The organism is Nocardioides sp. IC4_145 (assembly GCF_011250565.1).
In the GTDB taxonomy this organism is placed as follows: domain Bacteria; phylum Actinomycetota; class Actinomycetes; order Propionibacteriales; family Nocardioidaceae; genus Nocardioides.
This window is the reverse complement of the sequence record NZ_JAANMS010000049.1, coordinates 1-16973: the sequence shown is the minus strand read 5'-3', so window position 1 is coordinate 16973 and position 16973 is coordinate 1. Positions and strand designations below refer to the sequence as shown.

Here is a 16973-nt window from a genome sequence, read left to right as displayed (position 1 = left end):
GTCCTCCTCGGCCGCCCGTCCGGCCGGGGCGCTTCTCGTCCGGAGCAACGCCGCAGGGGGCGCGGACGTCACGCGGGGGCCCGCTGCCCGGCGGCCATCGGTCTACCGCCGCCGCTCCTGCTCGGCCTCGAGGTCCAGCAGCGCGCGGGCGTGCTCGGCGTCGTCCTCCTGGTCCAGCGCGCGGGCGAAGCTGTCGAGCATCGCCTCGCCGGCAGGGAAGGGCGGCAGCAGCGGCACGTCGGGGTCGACCACGGCCTCGATGACCACCGGCCGGTCGGCGGCGAGCGCGCGGTCCCACGCGTCGTCCACCTCCTCGGGCCGCTCGACGCGGATGCCGCCGAGGCCGAGCAGCTCGGCGTACGCCGCGTAGGGCACGTCCGGGAGCGACTGGCTGACGTCGTACCGCGGATCCCCCTCGGTCTCACGCTGCTCCCACGTCACCTCGGCGAGGTCCTGGTTGTTCAGCACCAGCACGACGAAGCGCGGGTCGGCCCAGTCCCGCCAGCGGGAGGCGACGGTCACGAGCTCGTTGAGGCCGTTCATCTGCATCGCCCCGTCACCGACGAGCGCCACGACGGGCCGGTCGGGTGCCTGGAGCTTCGCGGCGAGGCCGTAGGGCAGGCCGGACCCCATCGACGCCAGCGTCGAGGAGAGGTGGGCCGGCACGCCGGGCGGCAGGGTGAGGTGCCGGGCGTACCAATAGACGACCGACCCCACGTCGACGCTGACCTGCGCGTCGGCCGGCAGCCGCGGCGTCAGGGCGCGTACGACGCGCTCCGGGCTGAGCGGGCGGGCGGCGGCGCCGATGTCGCCGGACGCGCGCTCCTCGGCGATCCGGTGCCACCGCTCGACCTGCTCGGTGACGTCCGTGCGCCAGGTCTGGTCGGCCTTCTCCTCGAGCAACGGCAGCAGCGCCGTCAGCGTCTCCGCCGCGTCGCCGACCAGCCCGACCTCGACCGCGTAGCGGTTCCCGAGGTGGCGGCCGTCGATGTCGACCTGCACGGCCCGGGCCTGGCCGGGCGCGGGGTAGAACTCCGTCCACGGGTCGTTGGTGCCGACCATGAGCAGCGTGTCGCAGTGGTCCATGAGCCACGCCGACGCGGTCGTGCCGAGGTGCCCCATGACCCCGCAGCTGGTCGGCAGCGTCTCGTCCCACCACGGCTTGCCGAGCAGGCTGGTCGTGACGCCGGCGCCGAGCCGCTCGGCCACCGCGCGGACCAGGTCGCCCGCGTCCTTCGCGCCCTGGCCCACCAGCAGCGCGACCCGCTCCCCGGCGTTCAGGACGGCCGCGGCCTCGACGAGGTCGTCGTCGGTCGGCAGCACCCGCGGCGCCCGCCACTGCGGGGCGGTCGGCACGACGCCGTGCTCGTGGGACGGCACCGCCGGGGCCGGCTGCACCTGGACGTCGTGCGGCAGCACCACCACGCAGGGCGACCGCGTCGCCAGCGCCGTGCGGAACGCCCGGTCCACGACCATGGCGGCCTGCTCGGGGTCGAGCACGGTGGCGACGTACTGCGCGGCGACGTCCTTGAACAGCGAGGTCAGGTCGATCTCCTGCTGGTACTCCGAGCCCAGCACGGTCGTCTGCTGCTGACCGACGATCGCGACCACCGGCTGGTGGTCGAGCTTGGCGTCGTAGAGGCCGTTGAGCAGGTGCACCGCCCCCGGGCCCTGGGTGCTGGTGACGACACCGACCCCGCCGGCGTACTTGGCGTGGCCGACCGCCATCAGCGCGGCGTTCTCCTCGTGGCGCGCCTGGACGAAGGCCGGGTCGCCGCCGGCCCGGCGCAGCGCCCCCATCAGCCCGTTGATGCCGTCGCCGGAGTAGCCGAAGACCCGGGGCACGCCCCACGCGCGCAGCCGCTCGACCACCAGGTCCGCGACCAGTCGTTCCTCCGCCATGTCCAACCTCTCCTCGTCCGGGCACGGACCCGCGCGGTACCCGGCAGCCCTGCGGCGAACCCGGGTTGGGCACCCGGGCCACGGGTACTCATCGGTGTCCGACCACACATCCAGCCCACCCGACCCTGGGAGGAACCATGGCCACCGGAGAGACCGGTTTCGACGACGTCACCTTCGACCTGATCTCGGTGCAGTACCACTCGCTCAAGGCCGGTCACGACTACGGCCAGTACGTCCGCGACGCCGAGAACGCGGGCCAGCAGGAGATCGCCGACTTCTTCCGCGAGGTCATGCAGCAGGACTCCGAGCGGGCCCACCGCTGCCACCAGTTCCTCGCCCAGCTCGGCGGCACCGACAACACCTCGCCGCAGTCCGGCCCGGCCTGAGGAGGTACGCCGCGGCGCCTGTCCCTACCCCACCCGGTGACATCGAGCACCCGATCGGGCCGACGACCAGGCGGTCGTCGAGCGCCAGCTCCAGCACCTCGAGGCCGGACGCCGGGAACACGACAGCCACCCTGACCGGGGCTTACCCGGCGGGTGGCTGCGTGCTGTTGCTCGCCGGCCCGACAGCCGCCTCTCGGCGGAAGGCCGCTCGTAGCGGCGAGGGGTGAGCCCGGGGGCATGGACCGGACCGGCTGACGAGCACAACGGCACGCCGGAACGGGGTGTTCCAGGGTCCGACGTGTGCTGCGCCACGGCCCGCCGGCCCGCTCCGCGGGGCTCCGGCTGAGCGGCCGCTCAGCTGCGCGGGTGCCCCTCCTCGCCGCTCTTCGCGGACTCGTCGGGGAACGACTCGCCGACCGGGTGCCCGCCGCCCGGGGACCCCTGAGCCGGGTCGTAGTCGCCGGCCGCGGCGGGGCCGTCGGTGGTCGAGGACTCCTGGGCGGCCTCGGCCGCGTCATCCAGGTGCCCGGTCTGCTTCTGGGAGGACTCGTCAGGCTGGTTGGTCATGCCACGCCGGTACCCGACGGTTCGCCCGGCACGCAGCGAACGATCACGTCCGGGCCATGCGTGGTTCACCCGGTCCCGGGACCGTCGAGCCATGCGCGTCGCCATCGTGACCGAGTCCTTCCTCCCCCAGGTCAACGGAGTCGCCGGCACCGTGCGGCACGTGGTCGACCGGCTGACGGCGACCGGGCACCGGGTGCTCGTGGTCGCGCCGGGCGCCGGCCCGACGGCGTACGCCGGCGCGGAGGTGGTGCGCGTGCGGTCGCTGGCCCTGCCCGGCTACCGGTCCTTTCCCCTGGGCCTCCCCGACCCGGTCGTCCACCGGGCGCTGGACCGGTTCCGGCCCGACGTCGTCCACCTGGCGTCGCCGATCGCGCTCGGCGCGGTGGGGCTGCGCGCGGCGAGGCGCCTGGCGGTCCCGGTGGTGGCGGTCTACCAGACCGACGTCGCCGGCTTCGCCCGGCAGTACGGCCTGCCGGCGGACCGCCTGATCGACCGCTGGGTGGCGCAGCTGCACCGGCGCGCCGACCGGACGTTGGTGCCCTCGTCCGCGTCGTGGGACCAGCTCGCCGCCCAGGGCGTCCCGAACCTCCACCTGTGGCGGCGCGGCGTGGACCTCGGCCTCTTCGACCCCGGACACCGCGACCCGGCGCTGCGGGCGTCGTGGACCGAGCCCGGGCACGTCGTGGTCGGCTACGTCGGGCGGCTCGCGCAGGAGAAGCGGGTACGACGCCTCGTCGAGCTCGCCGACGTCCCCGGCGTGCACCTCGTGGTCGTCGGCGACGGCCCGGAGCGCGGGTGGCTGCAGGAGCGTCTGCCGGCCGCGACGTTCACCGGGATGCTCCGCGGCCCGGAGCTGGCCCGGACGTTCGCCTCGCTCGACGTCTTCGTCCACACCGGCGAGGCCGAGACGTTCTGCCAGACCGTGCAGGAGGCGCAGGCCAGCGGCGTCGCTGTCGTCGCACCGGCTGCCGGCGGCCCCCTGGACCTCGTGGCGCCGGGTCGCACGGGCAGCCTGTACGACGTCGCGCGACCGCAGGCGCTCCGCGGTGCCGTCACCGCGCTCGTCGCCGACCCGCTGGCCCGCGCCCGGATGGCCCGGGCCGGACAGCTGGCTGTCGCCGGCCGGAGCTGGGCCGGTGTGGTCGACGAGCTCCTCGGTCACTACACGGCGGTGCTCGGCGGGCCGTCCGAGCGGCTCGCGGCCTGAGGTGCGCATCGCCCAGCTGGCCAACTTCGTCGGTCCCACCTCCGGAGGCCTGCGCACGGCGATCGGGGCGCTCGGCGAGGGGTACGTGGCCGCCGGGGTCGCGCGCCTGCTCGTCGTGCCGGGTCCCGAGGACCGGTGGCTCGAGACGGCGTCCGGTGACGTGGTGCAGGTGCGGGCCCCGCGGGTGGGCGGCGGGTACCGCTTGATCCTCGAGCCGTGGCGCGTCGTCGACGTGCTGCGTCGCTTCGCCCCCACCACCGTGGAGCTCTCCGACAAGTCCACCCTGCTCCCGATCACCGGGTGGGCGCGCCGTGCGGGCGTGCCGTCCGTCCTCCTCTCCCACGAGCGCCTCGACGCGATGCTGTCGCTGCGGACCGGGCTGCCGGTGCGGGCCGGGGCGTGGAACCGAACGGTGGTGCGCCGGCACGACCGGGTGGTGGTGACCTCGCGCTACGCGGGCGACGAGCTGCGGGCCTGGGCCGAGCTGACCGCGACGCCCCTCCACCGCGTGCCGCTCGGTGTCGACCTGGCGACCTTCCGCCCGCGGCCGGGGAACGACGCCGGTGGGCGGGACGACGGGCGGCTGCACCTGGTGCACGCCGGGAGGCTCTCGCGCGAGAAGAGCCCGCACCTGGCGGTCGCCACCGCGGTGGAGCTCCACCGGCGGGGCGTGCCCGTCCGCCTCGACGTGCACGGCGACGGACCGCACCGCCACGAGCTGGAGGCGATGGCCGCCGGCGCGCCGGTGGTCTTCCACGGCCACGTCGCCGGCCGGGAGCGGCTGGCCGCCCGCCTCGCGGAGGCGGACGTGGCGCTGTCGGTGTGCCCCGGCGAGACGTTCGGCCTGGCGGTGCTGGAGGCGCTGGCCTGCGGCACTCCGGTCGTGACCGCCGACACCGGCGGCGCGCGCGAGCTGGTCGACCCCGCCTGCGGCGCCTGGGCGCCGCCACGGGCCGCGCGGCTCGCCGACGCAGTGCTGGCGATCGCCGGGCGCCCCGCCACCGACCGGCGCGCGGCCGCGCGCCGCCGCGCCGAGCAGTACCCGTGGTCGCGGACGGTCGAGCGGATGCTCGAGGTCCACGACCTCGCGCTCAGCGACGGACCTGCTCCCGTGGCGACGGGGCGCCGGCGAGCGCCCGTCGGTGACCGACGGCCTGCGTGATCGCCACCCCGACGACGAGCAGCACGGCCACCGCGATGTCGGTGCCCCGCGCCCGCAGCGTCGAGTCCAGGGGCGCGGTCAGCCCGGCCAGGCCGACGAAGCCGACCAGCGCCGCCTCCGCCCGCGGACCGAGCCGGGTCGCTGCCAGGAACGGCACGGCCCACAACGCGTACCAGTGGTGCACCACCGGCCCGAGCACGACCGTGACCAGGGCGGTGAGCCCGGCCACCCGGACGGCCTCGGCCGGAGCGCCGGTGGGCGCCCGCAGCGCGCACCAGACGACGTACGCCACGGCGAGGAGCGTGCCCAGCGACCGCACCGCGTCGACGGGGTAGGGCCCCGGGAGCTCCGCCGCCTGCTGCACCCACGACAGGAGCTGGCCCACCTGCGTGGTGATCGAGAGCGGGGTGCGGGCGACCCCCGGCACCGACAGTGCGTGGAGCCAGCCGACCCCCAGCCCGGTGACCAGGCCGCTGGTCACCAGCACCCCGACCGACACGGCGCCGACCGACGCGAGCCGCCGCAACCGGCCGGCGAGCGCGGCGCCGGCCGGCAGCGAGACGAGCGCGACCGCCACGCAGACCAGCCCGCCGGGGAGCTTGACCGCGGCGGCCACGCCGCCGAGCGCCGCCGCCAGCACCCAGCGCCGCTCGAGGGCCGTCGCCAGCGCTGCCGCCATCAGCCCGACCATCAGCAGGTCGTTGTGGAGGCCCGCCACCCCGTGCGCGAGCACCAGCGGGCTCGGCAGCACCAGGGCGGCGGCGCGGACCGGGTCGCGGCCGGTCGCCGCGGCCAGGCGCGGCACCGCCCACGCCAGGAGCGCCAGACCCGCCAGCGCAAGGAGGCGATGGGCGACCACCAGGTCCCACGGCTCGCGCGTGAAGCCCGCGGCGAGCGCGCCCCACGCGAGCGGGACCGGACCGTACGGCGTGGTCGTGTCCAGCCACAGCGGGTCGACCGCCTCGACCACCGGTCCGGTGAGCACCGAGGGCCCGTGCTCGTAGGGCGAGGCACCGACCCGCGCCATCACGCCCTGCGCGGCGTAGCTCCACCCGTCCCGGCTGAACATCGGCGGAGCGAGGAGCAGCGGCAGCGACCAGCTCGCCGTGGCCTGGTGCACCAGCAGCATCCGGCCCGCCCCGTGGCGTACCGCCCGCAGCACCTCCAGCCACGCCCAGCCCAGCAGGCCCAGCCCGGCGACGACCAGCGTCAGTCCGACCAGTCGGCCGGGGGTGTCGTGGCGCAGCGGGAGGTCGTCGAGCGGGCTCGAGGCCGGCAGGACGGAGATCACCAGCCCGCCGACCAGCACCAGGACGGAACCGAGGACCCCGCGTGTGACCACGATCCGTGACGCTAGGCAGCCTGCGAACGACGCGGGCCACCCACGGACGACTCCGTCGTGAACGGTGCCGGAACGCTCGGGTCAGCGCGTGCGACGTCCGCGACGTCCGCAGCACCCGTCACCTCGCCGTCGCCCCGGCGTCACCTCCCCGCCGTCCCGAGGGAGTGGAGTGGGCGCGTGCGAGGCAGGTGGTTCGTCGGCGGCGGCGGTGCGGTGGTGCTCGGCGGTCTGCTGAGCGGCCGGGGGCTGCTCCGCCGACAGGCCGCGGCCGCCCGGGCGATCGTCGGGAAGCCGCTCGGTGAGGACGCCCACCGCGCGGACAAGGTCTGGAAGCGGTCGTACGGCGATCCGCTCGACCTGCTCGTGCTCGGCGACTCCATCGCCGCCGGCCTCGGGGCGGACGCGCCGGGCGGGACCTTCGGCGCCCAGCTGGCCAAGCGGCTGGCGCGGGCCGCAGGCCGGTCGGTGCGGCTCCACACCGCGGCCGTGGTGGGTGCGGAGTCCTCGATGCTCCGCGCCCAGCTGGCCGGACTCCCCGGCGGCTACCGGCCAGACGTCGCCGTGGTCGTCGTGGGCGGCAACGACGTGACGCACCGCGTCCGCGTGTCGGAGTCGCGGCGGCACCTCGCCGAGGCCCTGCAGACCCTTCGCGCGCTCGACGTCCCCGTGGTCGTGGGCACCTGCCCGGACCTGGGCGCGCTCAGCGTCCTGCAGCAGCCGCTCCGCACGCTGGCCCGCGTCGCGTCGCGCCAGCTCGCGGCCGCCCAGCGCGAGGTCGCGCTGGAGCACGGCGCCCTGGCGGTGTCGCTGGCGGACGTGGTGGGCCCGTTCTTCGTGACCCGACCCGACGAGATGTTCGCCGTCGACCGCTTCCACCCCTCCAGCGCCGGCTATCGCCGGACCGCGAAGGCGGTGCTCCCCAGCGTGCTGGTCGCCCTCGCCCTGGCCGAGGAGCTGCCGCACGGCCACCACGCGCCCGCCGTACCACTGGTCGAGCGGCGCCGTGGACAGGGCGCGGCCGCGACGCCAGGGTGACCCGCATGAGCGACACCTCCGAGCCCGCCGTCCTCGTCGAGCGCCGCGACCGCGTCCTCGTCGTCACCCTGAACCGGCCGCACGCCAAGAACGCCGTCAACGCCGAGGTCTCGGCCGCCGTCGCCGCCGCGATGGACGAGCTGGACGCCGACGACGGGCTGTCGGTCGGCGTGATCACGGGCGCGGGCGGCACGTTCTGCGCCGGCATGGACCTCAAGGCGTTCCTCACCGGCGAGGACGTCATGGCCGGCGGCCGCGGCCTCGCCGGCGTCACCACCAGGCCGCCCGCCAAGCCGCTGGTCGCCGCGGTCGAGGGCTGGGCGCTCGCCGGCGGCTGCGAGGTCGTCCTGGCCTGTGACGTGGTCGTCGCCTCCCTCGAGGCGAGGTTCGGCATCCCCGAGGTCAAGCGCGGCCTGGTCGCCGGCGCCGGCGGGCTGGTGCGGCTGCCGCGCAAGATCCCGCAGAACGTCGCCAACGAGCTCGCGCTCACCGGCGACCCGATGACCGCGGAGCGGGCCGAGCGCTACGGCCTGGTCAACCGGCTCACCGAGCCCGGCGGCGCGCTCGCCGCCGCGCTGGAGCTCGCGGAGCGGATGACCGCCAACGGCCCGCTCGCGATGGCGGCCACCAAGCGGATCCTCGCCGAGCAGGCCGACTGGTCCTCCACCGACCTCTGGGACCGCCAGTCGGCCATCCTGGGCCCGGTCTTCGCCTCCGAGGACGCCCAGGAGGGCGCACGGGCCTTCGCCGAGAAGCGCGCGCCCCAGTGGCGCAACCGCTGATCCAGACCGCGACCGGTCCGGCGGTAGCCCGGCGTAACGCCCGTCCGCGCGCGTAGTTTGGGAGGCATGGCGGAGAGGGAGGACCCGGGCGACCTGTTCGACCGGTGGCTGACGCACCGCGAGCAGGCCGGCGGAGCGCGTACGCCGGGGAGCGCCGCCGCCGGCGACCCCGCCGCGCCCGACCCGGCACCGCCCGCCGAGGAGCCCGCCGAGGAGCCCGCTGCCGAGCCGGCCGACGCGGCTGCCGAGCCGGCCGACGTCCCTGCCGTGGAGGACGACCCGCTCCCCGACGAGCCACCGGGACCTGCGGCGGCCGAGGCTGCCCCGCCCGCGGCGGCACCCGACCAGCTCCAGCTCGACTTCGAGCCGGTGATCATCCCGTCGGCCCGCAAGAAGAACCAGAAGCCCCCGTCCCGGCTCTCCCGGCTGCGGTCGCGACGGCCCGACCCGGGTCCCGAGCCGCTCCCCGACCTGACCCCGCCCGATCCGGTCGCGGCGGAGCCCGTGCCGGAGGAGGCACGGGTCGAGGAGGAACGGGCCGAGCAGGAGCGGATCGCGGAGGAGGCGCGGCTCGCGGCCGAGGCCCGGCTCGCCGCCCAGGTCGAGGCCGCCCGTGCCGCCGAGCAAGCCCGCGCCGCCGAGCAAGCCCGTGCCGCCGAGCAAGCCCGCGCCGCCGAGCAAGCCCGCGCCGCCGAGCAAGCCCGCGCCGCCGAGGAGGCTCGGCTGGCCGAGGAAGCCCGCCGTGCCGAGGAGGAGCGCGTCGCCGAGGAGGCGCGGCGCGAGGCCGAGGCCCGGCTCGCGGCCCGGGTCGAGGCCGCACTGGCCGAGGAGGCCCGTCGCGCCGAGGCCGCCCGTCAGGCGGAGGAGGCGCGGCGAGCAGAGGTCGCCGAGGCCGAGCGGCAGCGGCTCGTCGCCGAGGCCCACGCGGAGGCCGAGCGGCTGGCCGAGGAGCGCCGCCGGGCCGCACAGGCGGAACAGGCCGAGCGAGCCGAGCAGGCTCAGCAGGCGGAGGAGGCTCAGCAGGCTCAGCAGGCTCAGCAGGCGGAGGAGGCTCAGCAGGCTCAGCAGGCTCAGCAGGCGGAGGAGGCCCGGCGGGAAGCCGAGCCCGTCCGCCCGCGGACGTCGGCCGCCGCGCCGGAAGCCGCCAGCGCCATGATCGCCACTGTCACGGGTCGCCGGCCGAGCACGGCCGTCCCCGAGGCCGTCCCCGAGACCGTCCCCGAGACCGTCCCCGCGGTGCCGGCGACGGCGACCACCGCGGACGCCTCGACCAACCACGTCTTCGCGCCCCGCACCGGCGCGCGGCGCCTGGTCGGCGTGCTCCTCCTGGCGGCGCTCGTGGCGACCGCCGGGGCGGCGTACCTGGCCCACCAGGACCAGACGACCTTCAACCTCGGCCTCGCCGGCACGCTCGCCGTCCTCACCCTGGTCATCTGGGCGGTGCGCGCGGGGTCCGCCGTGACCCGGATGTCGGTGACCGCCGGGCAGCTGGAGGTGCTGCGCGGCGGCGGGCGGTTCGTCTTCGACCTGCGCAGCCGCTACACGCCGATCGAGGTCGTGGGCGAGCCGGGATCGCGGGGCTGGAAGGTGCTGTTCCTGCGGCGCAGCATGGCGCCGTTCGTCGTCGACGCCTCGATGGTCGACCCCGAGGAGTTCATGCGGGTGCTGCGCCAGCACCGGCCGGACGCGTCGGCACCGCAGCCGTAGGCACCCAGTAGCGGCACGTCCCGCGCCGCACGTCCTCCAGCACGCCTCCGCACCGCTCGACGACCCGGCGGGAGGCGACGTTGTCCTCGGCGCAGGTGACCAGCAATCGCTGCATGCCCAGCCCGGCGGCCCGCCCGAGAGCCAGCCGCACGGCGCAGCCGGCGTGCCCGCGACCCCGACGGCCGGGACGGATGGAGTAGCCGAGGTGTCCGCCCTGCTCGTGGTGCCACGCGTCGAGGTCGCGGCGGAGCGCGAGGAACCCGACGACCTCGTGCGGTTCGCCGTCGACCACCCACCAGTACTCGGTGGGCACCCGTCCAGCGCCGCCGGCGGCGGGCTCGGCGAGCCCCGCCAGCGCCGCGACGTACGCCGCGCACCCGGCGGCGGTGAGGTCCAGCGCGGCGCCGCCGCCCACGGCGTACCACCCGGACCCGTGGGCCTGGTCACCCAGCTCGAGCATCGCCACCGCCCAGCTCTCCCGGAGAGCGACGTCGGGACGGGCGAGCGAGGTCACGCCGTCATCGAAGCAAACCGGGCACCGGCGGACCGGACCGGCTACCTAGACTCCGCCCGTGAGCGTGAACCCCGACCGACCGCCCGAGATCAGCCCCGACGAGCTCGCGGAGCAGGAGGCGCTCTACACGCCGTTCACCCAGGCGGTGCGCGAGCTGGTCGACGCCACGATCCGCACCACGGTCGACCCCGACACGATCCGGGCCGCCCAGGCCGAGATCGAGGCCGTGACCGCGCGGCTGCGCGAGCGGCAGATCGACGGGGCGCTCGGCGCGCACTTCGGGCACGGCCGCGCCCGTCAGCCCTGGGGCAACACCGTGGTGGGCGTGCGCAACCCGGTCGCGCCGCCCGTCCGTCCGCAACCGGCCGGCGACCGGCTCGGCGAGGTGCACGCCGAGGTGGTGCTCGGCGCGGCGTACGAGGGACCGCCCGGGCTGGTGCACGGCGGCGTCTCGTCGCTGCTGCTCGACCAGATGCTCGGCAACGCCGCCGCGGCGGCCCGCAAGCCGGGGATGACGGCGTACCTCAACCTCACCTACAAGCAGCCGACCCCGCTCGGTCGGCTGCGGCTGGAGGCGTGGGTCGAGCGCAGCGAGGGACACAAGACCTGGGCGCGCGGCCACGTCGTCGGCCCGGACGGCCCGACGGTCGAGGCGGAGGGCCTGTTCGTGCTGCCGCGCTGGGCCCGCGAGCTGCTCGCCCAGCGGGGCGCGACCGAGGTGCCGCCGACCTTCGAGTAGGCCGCGGCGCGGGCGCGCACGCTCGTTCCACTGCGCCGCTGCAGTGCTCGAGACGGCAGGGACCCCGCCACAACCGCGCAACTGAACGATTGTGGCGGGGTCCGGACGGTCGAGGGATCCTCAGACGCGCTCGGAGGGCCGGGTGCCGCGCTCGCCCTGGTCGGTGAGCCGGACCTCCTCGGCCGCCTGCGCCTCGAGCTCGTCGCGACGGGCCTGCTCGCGCTGGGCGTCGTACTCGCCCGGCGGCGAGACGAGGTCGGTGGCGCCCCGCTCGAGCCGCTGGAGCGCGGAGCGGGCGAAGATCTGCTGCTCGGTCGTGGTGCGCTCCGAGCGGCCGCGGCCCAGGAACGAGACCGCCCAGTGCAGGACCGCGGTGACCCGGTTCTTGAAGCCGGTGATGTAGACGAGGTGGACCGCGAGCCACATCAACCAGGCGATGACACCGGTCAGGCGCAGCCTGCCGACCATCGCGACGGCGCGGAAGCGGCTGATGATCGCCATCGACCCCTTGTCGAAGTACTTGAACGGCTTCTGCGGGGCCCTGCCCTGGACCCGGTTGTCGATCTCCTTGGCGGCGTACTTCGCGCCCTGGATCGCGACCTGCGCGACGCCCGGGAGGTTGTCGAGCTGGATCATGTCGCCGACGACGAACACCTCGGGGTGGCCCGGCAGCGTGAGGTCGGGATTGACGCCGATCCGGCCGGCGCGGTCCAGCGGGGCGCCGGACTGCTCGGCGAGCTGCTTGCCCAGCGGGGACGCCTGGACGCCCGCGGCCCAGATCTTGGTCACCGACTCCAGGCGCTCGGTCCGGCCGTCCTTGAACTTCATCGACAGCCCGCGCTCGTCGACGTCGGTCACCATCGCGCCGAGGATCACCTCGACCCCGAGGCCCTCGAGCTCCTTCTGCGCCTTGCCGCCGAGCTTGGCGCCGAACGGCGGCAGCACCTGCGGCGCGGCGTCGACCAGCACCACCCGGGCCTGACGGGTGTTGATCGAGCGGAAGTCGCGGCGCAGCGTGCGGTGCGCCAGCTCGGCGATCTGGCCGGCCATCTCCACGCCGGTCGGCCCGGCGCCCACGACGACGAAGGTCAGCAGGTGGTCGACGTTCTCGCCGCGGGAGGCGCCAAGCTCGGCGAGCTCGAAGGCGCCGAAGATGCGGCCGCGCAGCTCGAGCGCGTCGTCGATGGACTTCATGCCCGGCGCGAACTCCGCGAACTGGTCGTTGCCGAAGTAGGACTGACCGGCGCCGGCGGCGACGATGAGCGAGTCGTACGGCGTGATGGTCTCGCGGCCCAGGACGTGCGAGCGGACCGTCTGCTGCTCGAGGTCGATCTCGGTGACCTCGCCGAGCAGCACCTTGGCGTTCTTCTGCCCCGCCAGGACCTCGCGGGTCGGCGGAGCGATCTCGCCCTCGGAGAGGATGCCGGTCGCCACCTGGTACAGCAGCGGCTGGAAGAGGTGGTGGGTGGTCTTGGCGACCATGGTCACGTCGACGTCGGAGCGGCGCAGCGCCTTGGTGCCGAACAGGCCGCCGAACCCGGAGCCGATGACCACGACCTGGTGCCGGCCGTCGCGGCGGCCCTCGCCGCCGGCCGTCCGGGTCTCGTCGTCGAGGGGCGCGGTCGCTGCCATGTGGTTCCTCCTGTGCGAGGTGGGGCCGTGCGCGTGACGTGCACCGAGCTCCGCCGGCTGTGTCGGTCATTGTCCCGCCGCACGCGTGCCGATCGCCAATCCGGTGACCGTTCCGCCCGCACCCACACCCCGGCTCGGGGCGGGGTCCCGCGACGGGACACCGGGAGAACTCCAGGAGCCGGGAACCGATTCCATCGGAAAACTTTCAACGACATGGGTTTGGTCACAGATGTGCCGGGTATGCGGGCCCAGAATGATCGCTGTCCCGCAGCGTTCGACCCCCTCTCGCTCGCCCCCGTCCACCTTCCGTCCGGAGCCGCTCTGTGCCGTTGAACCGGCCCGCCCTGTCCCTGGGCCCTGGCCCGCGCGGAGTGCAGGACGCGCGACGCTGGGTCGTGGCGACCTGCCGGGACATCGGCCGCGACGACCTCACCGAGTGCGCCGAGCTCGGCGTCTCCGAGCTGGTCACCAACGCGCTGCTGCACGGGGCGCCGCCGATCCAGGTGCGGGTGCGCGGGACGGTCCAGCACCCGCGGGTGGAGGTGCGCGACGGCTCGACGGAGCGCCCGGTGCTGCCGACGCCGGTCCCCGACGACGAGGACGACCTGCTGCTCACCTTCGGCCGGGGGCTCTCCATCGTGGCTCGCAGCGCCGACGCCTGGGGTGCCGACATCGAGGACGACGGCAAGACGGTGTGGTTCGCGCCGGCGGCGGCCTTCGCCGACGACGACGGCGTCGAAGGAGTGGTGACCGGCGCGGCCGAGGAGCCGCCGCCGGCGGTCGGTCACGACCGCGACCTCCTCGAGATCACCGTCGTCGGCGTCCCCCTGCGGGCCTACGCCGCGTTCCAGCGCCACTACCGCGAGCTGCGCCGGGAGGTCCGGCTGCTCGCGCTGGCCCACGAGGCGGACTACCCGCTCGCCAAGGACCTCTCCGACCTCTTCGGATCGGTGGAGCGCCACCTGCGCGACGGGATCGGCTCGGAGCAGATCGAGTCCGCACAGGCCGCCGGCCTCGAGACGACCGACCTGCGGATCGTGATGCCGCGGCTCGGCGCGCAGACGATCGACCGGTTCCTCGCCCTGCTCGACCTCGCCGACGAGTTCTGCCGCCAGCAGCGGCTGCTCTCCTTGGCCCGCACCCCCGAGCAGCGCGACTTCCAGCGCTGGTTCCTCGGCGAGCTGGTCCGCCAGGCCCACGGTGGCTCGCCCTGCGCGTGGCGCGGCGGCGACGGCATCGGCTCCGCCGTGCCCGAGGGCACGGACCCGCACGCGCAGGCGGCGCACGTCGCCGCGCAGCTCGAGGCCGCCTCCGAGCCGGGACGCCAGAGCAGCGTGTCGTGACCCCGCGCCTGCTCGCGGCGGTGGCCGCGGGCGGAGCGGTCGGTGCCGCCCTGCGCTGGTCGTGCGGCGAGGCCGTCCCCGACGGACCCGGCCTGCCCGGCACCACGCTGGCCGTGAACGTCGTCGGCAGCCTCCTGCTGGCACTGCTGCCCGCGCTCGCGGTCGTCCGCCGCTCACCCGTCCTGCAGGCGGCCGCCGGGCCGGGACTGCTCGGCGGGTTCACCACCCTCTCGGCGGCCTCCGAGCAGACCCGCTCGCTGCTCGCCGACGGCCGCCCCGCCCTGGCGCTCGGCTACCTGCTCGGCACGCTCGCCGCCACCGTCGCCGCGGTCGCGCTCGCCGCCCGTCTCACCTCCCGCCCGGCCCCGGTCCGGGAGGGGGCCTCGTGACGCTCCTCCTCGTCGCGGTCGGCGGCGCGCTCGGCTCCGTCCTGCGGTACGCCGCGGCGTCGGCCCTCGACGCGCGCTTCCCACGCGGCACGCTCGCCGTGAACGTCGCCGGCTCGGCCCTCCTCGGCCTGCTCGTCGGGCTGGGCGTCGACGGCACGGCGTACGCACTGGTGGGGGTGGGGTTCTGCGGAGGGCTGACGACCTGGTCGGCCTTCGCCGGCCAGACCCACCGGCTGGGGCCGCGCAGCGGGACGACGTACGCCGTGGCGACGCTGGGGCTGGCCCTCGCCGCGTGCGCGCTGGGCTTCTGGGTCGGGAGCTCCTGGGTGGGAAGCCCCTGAGCAGGCGCTCAGGCGTAGCCGAGCTCGTGGAGCCGGTCGTCATCGATGCCGAAGTGGTGGGCGACCTCGTGCACGACGGTGATCCGGACCTCCTCGACCAGCTCCTCCTCGCTCTCGCACAGGTCCAGCAGCGGCCCGCGGAAGACGAAGATCCGGTCCGGCAGCGGGACGCCCTCGGTCCAGCTGGTCCGCTCGGTCAGCGCCACGCCGTCGTACAACCCGAGCAGGTCGTCGGGCTCGCCCTCCGGCGGCTCGTCCTCGACGAGGACCACGACGTTGCGGACCAGCTGCGCCAGCTCGTCCGGGATGCCGTCGAGCGCCTGGTCGACGAGCACGTCGAAGCGGTCGGGATCCATGTCGATCGGCACGCCGCCAGTCTGCCGGACCGGCGAACGGGGCTCGTGACGACCCGAGGAACGACTGAGCGCCCCGGACCTGGTGGTCCGGGGCGCTCGGTGGCGACCCCGACGGGACTCGAACCCGCGGCCTCCGCCGTGACAGGGCGGCGCGCTAACCAACTGCGCTACGGGGCCTCGTGGTGGTGCTCTGCTCCGCTCACCGGCGAAGCGAGGGAACTCTAACCCACACTCCGCCGACCGACCCAATCGTGGGTCGCAGCGGGCTGTGGAGCACCCCCAACGGGATTCGAACCCGTGCTACCGCCGTGAAAGGGCGGGGTCCTGGGCCGCTAGACGATGGGGGCCGGACTGCGCGCACAGCATAGTGCGGCCACGTCACTCCGGCACGACGGTGGTGCCGGTGCACGTGTAGTCGCGCGAGCCGGCGGGCACCCAGCGACCGCCGGCGACCTTGATGAACCGCCAGCACTCCGAGGTCCGCTCGCTGCCGACGTTCTGCGGTGCGTGCGCGTCGTTCCCGGTCCAGCCCTCGACCTGACGCAGCGCTGCGACGAGCGAGTCGCGGGTGAGCCGGCCGCCGAGCCGCACCGCCTCCTGGACGAACAGGCGCGCCGCGGACCAGCTGAACAGCCCGTAGCTCGTGGGTGCCGCGCCGGGCCGGACCTGCTCGAGCCACGCGAGGTAGGTCTGCACCTCCCTGCTGCGGCCTGCCTCCCCGAAGGGCACGTGGGTGATGAAGATGTGCGCGTCCTCGGCGGCCTCGCCGGCCACCTCGAGGAAGGACGGCTCGTACATCGGCTGGGTCATCATGAACAGGTCCGGCGCCCACCCCTGCTGCCGCATCGTCTGCACCATCCGGACGGCCTGCGCGGTGGCGCCGAGGAACTGGACGTACTCCACCTTCGCGTCGCGCAGCTGCTGGACGTAGGGCGCGTAGTTGAACTCCGAGACGTCGATGCCCTGGCGCACGACGAAGTCCAGCCCGCGCTTCTCCATCGCGTCGGCCTGGTAGTTCGCGTTCGCCGGCACCGCGCCCGCATTGACCCAGACGTACGCCGCCCGCTTCGCCCCGGCGGGGAAGTTGCGCTTGACCCAGTCCGGCACGGCGTTCTCGAACTCGTTCGCGCGCAGCGACATCGCGCCGAAGCAGGTGCTGCACGCCGAGCGCTCCAGCGACGCGGACGCGGCGCGCAGGTCGGGCAGGCCGCACTGCTCGGCGGTCCGCGCGCCACCGGCGTCGAAGGCCGACATCGACCCGACCGCCGCGAACGCCTTCTCGCAGGCCTCGCTGTAGGCGACCTGGTCGGCCGCGGCGTCGGTGCGGCTGTCGAGCGCCAGCACCTCGAGCTTGCGGCCGCAGATGTCGGAGGTGGCGTTGAAGTACGCCGCGTAGGCCCGCACCGCGTCCTGGCTGGCCTGCATGAGCCCCGGCACCGGGCCGGACAGGTCGACGGCGTTGGCGAGCACGATGGTGTCGTCGGTGATGCCGGTCGTGTTCTCGAACCCCTCGCACGCGCCCGCCTTCGCGTCCCCCTCCGGCGCCGGGCCGCCCCCACCCGCGGGCGA

Annotated in this window: 17 protein-coding genes and 2 tRNA genes; 10 read left to right on the top strand and 9 right to left on the bottom strand. The window is 75.3% G+C overall.

Annotated features, from left to right (window positions below):
• Positions 1-102: 102 nt before the first annotated feature.
• Positions 103-1902, bottom strand: a complete 1800-nt coding sequence (locus G6553_RS17655) for a thiamine pyrophosphate-requiring protein (protein ID WP_166195898.1) — start codon at positions 1900-1902, stop codon at positions 103-105.
• Between the two features lie 137 nt (positions 1903-2039).
• Here G6553_RS17655 and G6553_RS17650 point away from each other — a divergent pair, with 137 nt between their 5' ends.
• Positions 2040-2288, top strand: a complete 249-nt coding sequence (locus G6553_RS17650; RefSeq protein WP_166195896.1) for an acyl carrier protein — start codon at positions 2040-2042, stop codon at positions 2286-2288.
• Between the two features lie 354 nt (positions 2289-2642).
• Here the strand turns inward: G6553_RS17650 and G6553_RS17645 are convergent, their stop codons facing one another.
• Positions 2643-2855: a hypothetical protein gene (locus tag G6553_RS17645; protein ID WP_166195894.1), complete on the bottom strand. Its 213-nt coding sequence runs from the start codon at positions 2853-2855 to the stop codon at positions 2643-2645.
• Positions 2856-2946: 91 nt separating this feature from the next.
• On the opposite strand from G6553_RS17645, the gene G6553_RS17640 reads away from it, so the two are divergent.
• Together G6553_RS17640 and G6553_RS17635 are read left to right on the top strand one after the other, a co-directional pair.
• On the top strand, positions 2947-4062 hold the full coding sequence (locus G6553_RS17640; protein ID WP_166195892.1) for a glycosyltransferase family 1 protein: 1116 nt from the start codon (positions 2947-2949) through the stop codon (positions 4060-4062).
• Between the two features lies 1 nt (position 4063).
• Positions 4064-5224, top strand: coding sequence for a glycosyltransferase (locus G6553_RS17635; RefSeq protein ID WP_166195890.1), 1161 nt, complete (start codon positions 4064-4066; stop codon positions 5222-5224).
• Here G6553_RS17635 and mptB read toward each other — a convergent pair.
• On the bottom strand, positions 5154-6566 hold the full coding sequence (gene mptB / locus G6553_RS17630; protein ID WP_166195888.1) for a polyprenol phosphomannose-dependent alpha 1,6 mannosyltransferase MptB: 1413 nt from the start codon (positions 6564-6566) through the stop codon (positions 5154-5156). The genes G6553_RS17635 and mptB overlap by 71 nt on opposite strands.
• A gap of 177 nt (positions 6567-6743) precedes the next feature.
• On the opposite strand from mptB, the gene G6553_RS17625 reads away from it, so the two are divergent.
• The 3 genes from G6553_RS17625 (at position 6744) to G6553_RS17615 (ending at position 10090) form a co-directional block, all read left to right on the top strand.
• Complete coding sequence (locus G6553_RS17625; protein WP_347565790.1) at positions 6744-7601, top strand: SGNH/GDSL hydrolase family protein; 858 nt, start codon at positions 6744-6746, stop codon at positions 7599-7601.
• A 5-nt stretch (positions 7602-7606) separates the two neighbouring features.
• The gene (locus G6553_RS17620) at positions 7607-8383 is read left to right on the top strand and encodes a crotonase/enoyl-CoA hydratase family protein (RefSeq protein ID WP_166195886.1); all 777 of its coding nucleotides are present in this window, start codon (positions 7607-7609) and stop codon (positions 8381-8383) included.
• A gap of 66 nt (positions 8384-8449) precedes the next feature.
• Positions 8450-10090: a hypothetical protein gene (locus G6553_RS17615; protein ID WP_166195884.1), complete on the top strand. Its 1641-nt coding sequence runs from the start codon at positions 8450-8452 to the stop codon at positions 10088-10090.
• Here the strand turns inward: G6553_RS17615 and G6553_RS17610 are convergent.
• The gene (locus G6553_RS17610) at positions 10038-10604 is read right to left on the bottom strand and encodes a GNAT family N-acetyltransferase (RefSeq protein ID WP_166195882.1); all 567 of its coding nucleotides are present in this window, start codon (positions 10602-10604) and stop codon (positions 10038-10040) included. The genes G6553_RS17615 and G6553_RS17610 overlap by 53 nt on opposite strands.
• Positions 10605-10662: 58 nt before the next feature.
• Between G6553_RS17610 and G6553_RS22280 the strand changes: the two genes are divergently transcribed.
• Complete coding sequence (locus tag G6553_RS22280) at positions 10663-11343, top strand: PaaI family thioesterase (RefSeq protein WP_347565789.1); 681 nt, start codon at positions 10663-10665, stop codon at positions 11341-11343.
• 120 nt (positions 11344-11463) lie between these two features.
• On the opposite strand, the gene G6553_RS17600 is transcribed toward G6553_RS22280, so the two are convergent.
• Positions 11464-12975 carry an NAD(P)/FAD-dependent oxidoreductase gene (locus tag G6553_RS17600; protein ID WP_166195880.1) on the bottom strand — a complete coding sequence of 504 codons (1512 nt, stop codon included), beginning with the start codon at positions 12973-12975 and terminating at the stop codon, positions 11464-11466.
• A gap of 323 nt (positions 12976-13298) precedes the next feature.
• Between G6553_RS17600 and G6553_RS17595 the strand changes: the two genes are divergently transcribed.
• Genes G6553_RS17595 through G6553_RS17585 form a run of 3 tightly spaced genes read left to right on the top strand, consistent with a single transcriptional unit; the run spans position 13299 to position 15048 of the window.
• Positions 13299-14318 (top strand): ATP-binding protein, encoded by a 1020-nt coding sequence (locus G6553_RS17595; RefSeq protein ID WP_166195878.1) that lies wholly within the window; start codon positions 13299-13301, stop codon positions 14316-14318.
• Positions 14315-14707, top strand: coding sequence for a CrcB family protein (locus G6553_RS17590; RefSeq protein WP_166195876.1), 393 nt, complete (start codon positions 14315-14317; stop codon positions 14705-14707). Before G6553_RS17595 ends, G6553_RS17590 begins: the two co-directional genes overlap by 4 nt.
• Entirely contained in the window at positions 14704-15048 is a 345-nt protein-coding gene (locus G6553_RS17585) for a CrcB family protein (RefSeq protein ID WP_166195874.1), read from the top strand. The genes G6553_RS17590 and G6553_RS17585 overlap by 4 nt, the downstream gene beginning before the upstream one ends.
• 8 nt (positions 15049-15056) lie before the next feature.
• Here the strand turns inward: G6553_RS17585 and G6553_RS17580 are convergent, their stop codons facing one another.
• The 4 genes from G6553_RS17580 to G6553_RS17565 all read right to left on the bottom strand — a co-directional run.
• The gene (locus G6553_RS17580; protein WP_166195872.1) at positions 15057-15416 is read right to left on the bottom strand and encodes a metallopeptidase family protein; all 360 of its coding nucleotides are present in this window, start codon (positions 15414-15416) and stop codon (positions 15057-15059) included.
• 88 nt (positions 15417-15504) lie between these two features.
• Positions 15505-15581, bottom strand: a tRNA-Asp gene (locus G6553_RS17575).
• 97 nt (positions 15582-15678) lie between these two features.
• Positions 15679-15751 (bottom strand) — tRNA-Glu (locus G6553_RS17570).
• A 31-nt stretch (positions 15752-15782) separates the two neighbouring features.
• Positions 15783-16973, bottom strand: a 1191-nt coding sequence (locus G6553_RS17565; RefSeq protein WP_166195870.1) for an ABC transporter substrate-binding protein, incomplete at its 5' end; no start/stop codon positions are given.

Coding starts and splice junctions, on each gene's coding strand:
- G6553_RS17655 (WP_166195898.1), bottom strand. CDS start 1,902: ATGGCGGAGGAACGACTGGTCGCGGACCTGGTGGTCGAGCGGCTGCGC.
- G6553_RS17650 (WP_166195896.1), top strand. CDS start 2,040: ATGGCCACCGGAGAGACCGGTTTCGACGACGTCACCTTCGACCTGATC.
- G6553_RS17645 (WP_166195894.1), bottom strand. CDS start 2,855: ATGACCAACCAGCCTGACGAGTCCTCCCAGAAGCAGACCGGGCACCTG.
- G6553_RS17640 (WP_166195892.1), top strand. CDS start 2,947: ATGCGCGTCGCCATCGTGACCGAGTCCTTCCTCCCCCAGGTCAACGGA.
- G6553_RS17620 (WP_166195886.1), top strand. CDS start 7,607: ATGAGCGACACCTCCGAGCCCGCCGTCCTCGTCGAGCGCCGCGACCGC.
- G6553_RS17615 (WP_166195884.1), top strand. CDS start 8,450: ATGGCGGAGAGGGAGGACCCGGGCGACCTGTTCGACCGGTGGCTGACG.
- G6553_RS17600 (WP_166195880.1), bottom strand. CDS start 12,975: ATGGCAGCGACCGCGCCCCTCGACGACGAGACCCGGACGGCCGGCGGC.